The sequence below is a fragment of the Candidatus Igneacidithiobacillus taiwanensis genome (genome assembly GCF_031962545.1).
Classification (GTDB): domain Bacteria; phylum Pseudomonadota; class Gammaproteobacteria; order Acidithiobacillales; family Acidithiobacillaceae; genus Igneacidithiobacillus; species Igneacidithiobacillus taiwanensis.
This window is the reverse complement of sequence record NZ_JAVRKK010000189.1, coordinates 1-3,300: the sequence shown is the minus strand read 5'-3', so window position 1 is coordinate 3,300 and position 3,300 is coordinate 1. Positions and strand designations below refer to the sequence as shown.

The following is a 3,300-nucleotide window of genomic DNA, read 5'->3' as shown; positions in this document are numbered from 1 at the left end:
TGTGCTCTTCCGATCTGCGGTTTGAAACTATTTATGCGAACAACAGATGGGCACATCGAAAAACCCCGATTCTTCCAACGTTGGTCTGTTATTAAACAGGGCCGGCTCAAGAATGAACTGCAACACCTTTGCAAGGAGGCTGGAGGTAGAAAATGGGCAATCAGTATCAGCAGTTGAACATGGAAGAGAGAAATCGATTGCAGCGGGGACTGAACCAGGGGATGAGCCTGCGGGCTGTGGCAAGGGCGAGTGCAGCCCGAAGGTGCGCGCGTAGCCGGCGAGAATTCTTATATCACAATGAGTAAATCCCATGTTTTAGAAGTCGGTGGCGCCGGCTATATTGGCTCCCATATGTCCAAGATGCTCGTACAGAGTGGATACGAAGTTCTGGTGCTGGACAATCTCTCCACGGGTTTTCGCGATGCAGTGCGCTACGGGCAGCTCATCGAAGGGGACTTTGCGGATCAGGTTTTCCTGGAGCAGCTGTTTAGCACGCAGCACATCGATGCCGTCCTGCACTTCGCGGCCCTGAGCCAAGTGGGCGAGTCCGTGCGCGAGCCTGCCCGCTACTACCGCAACAATGTAGCCAATACCCAAAACTTACTGGATGCCATGCTGCGCCATGACGTGCGGCGTTTCCTCTTCTCTTCGACGGCCGCCCTCTTTGGGGAACCAGAATATACGCCCATTGACGAGCAGCATCCGCAGCGACCCATCAACCCATATGGGCGCAGCAAGCGCATGGTAGAAGAGATGCTGGCGGACTATGACCAAGCCTACGGCTTGCGCTCGGTGAGCCTGCGGTATTTCAACGCCGCCGGTGCTGATCCTGAGGGGGAGCTAGGCGAGCGGCACGATCCCGAAAGCCACCTGATCCCCTTGGTTTTGCAAGCCGCGAGTGGTCGGCGGGAAAGTATCGCCATTTATGGCAACGACTACCCAACGCCCGACGGAACCTGTGTCCGGGACTACATTCACGTCTGGGATCTGTGCAGCGCCCACCTGCTTGCCTTGGAACATCTGCTGGTCGACGGCGAGAGTGCGGCCTACAACCTCGGCAACGGAAAGGGCTTCTCCGTGCAGGAAGTCATCGATACTGCCAGAAAGGTAACTGGCCAAAGCATCCCCGTTGTACTGCAAGGGCGCCGCAGCGGTGACCCGGCGATCCTCGTGGCAGATAGCCAAAAGGCCAGGCAGGAACTCGGCTGGCTGCCGCGCTTTGGGGATCTAGAGACCATTATCGACCACGCGTGGGCTTGGGAGCGAAAAAAGGGGTACTTATGGTGAAAATAGGCGTAATTAAAAAGAACTTGCCCTACTCTAAATGGATTCATTATTGGAAATTACGATGAAACCACTCTCCCTAAAGAACATTACCAAATCCTTCCCCATCCACCACGGTCGGGAAATGCGTATTGTATTGGATAATATCAGCCTGGAGGTTAAACCGGGGGAACGATGGGGTATCATGGGTCCCAACGGGGCGGGCAAATCAACCATGATCCAGATCATTAGTGGTTCGCTGCGTCCTGACTCCGGAATCATTGAAAAAGGTATGCATGTTTCCTGGCCCTTGGCCTTTGGTGGCGCTTTTCAAGGCTCTCTCACAGGCCGGGATAATGCCCGCCTCATTGCCCGAGTCTATGGGGTGGATGTCCAGGAAACCATTGCCAAGGTCGAGGAGTTTGCTGAGCTCGGCGTCTATCTGGATGAGCCGGTCAAGACCTACTCCTCCGGCATGAACTCCCGTCTGAGCTTTGCCCTTAGTATGGCCATTGATTTCGATTGCTTCCTGGTGGATGAAGTAATTTCGGTAGGCGACGTTCGTTTCAATCGCCGTTGCGAAGAGGAGCTCAAGCGTCGCGAGCACAAGGCTATGCTCCTGGTTTCCCACCACACCGATCTCATTCGTAACAACTGCGACCATGCCGCCTTCCTCAAGGATGGTAAACTCCACTTTTTCGATAGTGTCGAGGAAGCCATCCGCGTCTATGAGTCCATGTGAGTTTCTAGCCTCACTGCCATGAAAGATTGTCTGCGCGCCCGCTTTCTTTCCTTGGATGCCGAGTTGCAAGCGGCCCATGGGGAGCAATTCCTGCAGCTTGTCTACCGACGCCACTTAGGTCGACCTTTGGATGCCGTGGGCAGGGATCATTATTTACCCCTCCTGCAACAAAAACGCGGCCGCCAGCGTGTGCTGGCTGATATTCAACGCTCGCCCGAGGCTCGTCGCTATGCCCTTACCCACGGCAAGGAAGGAATGCGTCCACGCCTCTATTCTCCTTTGCTTCCCAAGGAGCTACGACAAGCTCCTCTACCCCGCCCACGTGTTGCCTTGTTGGGCACCTGTGTGGCGGAGGGGTTGCTACAAATTGCCCATAGCGAGGGGTGGACCATGGATCACTACCTGATGGACTCTGGTAGCCCCACGCCTTTTGAAGCAATCCGCAGCACACGCTATGACTTGATCTTGGCCAATTTGACCCTCCGTACCGTCCTGGGTGGAGCCGTGCCCAGCGGCGATGGCGATCTTTTTCATCTGCGCAATGAATTGGACGCTGGGGAATTAGAGAACGCCGCCCTACGCAATCTGAATTGGGTGATTGAGAATCTTCTGGCAAACCGTCCCGAGGGAATACCCGTTTTTTTTCTCGCTTTTTTGGAGCCACCCGCCTGGAACAGGGGTGCTTTTGGCCGCAATCGGGCACCGGGGAGTCTGTACCATTTAGTTCGCAGTCTCAATGATCATCTGGAAGAGATTCTATCCTCCCACCCAAATGTCTACTTCCTTGAAATCAACGATATTCGCCAGTATTACGGCGATGCCGAATCCTACGATGGCTATTCCTCCCACTACACCCACGGTGGTTTGTTGAGCACCACCCCCCAGGGGGAATGGCTTTGCCGCGATCTCCTGGACCGCCTCCAGGGTGCCTATGCAAGCCTCCAGGGACTGCACCCCATCAAACTCATCATTACCGATCTGGACAACACCCTCTGGCGGGGGGTCTTGGCCGAAGAGGAAGAAATCATCCCCTGGCATCATACCGAAGGTTGGCCCTTGGGCTACGCCGAGGCGTTGTTGGAGTGCAAACGCCGGGGCCTGATCCTGGCCATTACCAGCAAAAACGATCCAGAACCTACCCAAGAGCGCTTTACCCAGGTCTGGGGTGCCAAACTCCGCTGGGAGGATTTTGCCATCACCCGCATCAACTGGAATCCCAAGCCCCAAAATATTGCCGAAATTCTGGAGCTGACCAATATCCTGCCCGAACATACCCTGTTCATCGACGACAACCC

The 3,300-nt window shown here is 55.2% G+C and carries 3 protein-coding genes and 1 pseudogene; all 4 read left to right on the top strand.

Annotated elements, in window-relative coordinates; translation table 11 throughout:
• Nucleotides 1-152: 152 nt before the first annotated feature.
• Nucleotides 153-245: pseudogene (locus tag RTI30_RS13425) on the top strand (helix-turn-helix domain-containing protein); the annotation flags it as partial.
• 52 nt (nucleotides 246-297) lie between these two features.
• The gene (gene galE / locus RTI30_RS13420; protein ID WP_312284029.1) at nucleotides 298-1,287 is read left to right on the top strand and encodes a UDP-glucose 4-epimerase GalE; all 990 of its coding nucleotides are present in this window, start codon (nucleotides 298-300) and stop codon (nucleotides 1,285-1,287) included.
• Nucleotides 1,288-1,348: 61 nt separating this feature from the next.
• The gene (locus RTI30_RS13415) at nucleotides 1,349-2,005 is read left to right on the top strand and encodes an ATP-binding cassette domain-containing protein (RefSeq protein ID WP_312284028.1); all 657 of its coding nucleotides are present in this window, start codon (nucleotides 1,349-1,351) and stop codon (nucleotides 2,003-2,005) included.
• 18 nt (nucleotides 2,006-2,023) lie between these two features.
• A partial coding sequence (locus RTI30_RS13410; protein WP_312284027.1) for an HAD-IIIC family phosphatase occupies nucleotides 2,024-3,300 on the top strand: 1,277 nt, incomplete at its 3' end.

Bases quoted from the DNA above. Each gene is read 5' to 3' on its own strand.
- RTI30_RS13415 (WP_312284028.1), top strand. From the start codon at position 1,349: ATGAAACCACTCTCCCTAAAGAACATTACCAAATCCTTCCCCATCCAC.
- galE (WP_312284029.1), top strand. From the start codon at position 298: ATGAGTAAATCCCATGTTTTAGAAGTCGGTGGCGCCGGCTATATTGGC.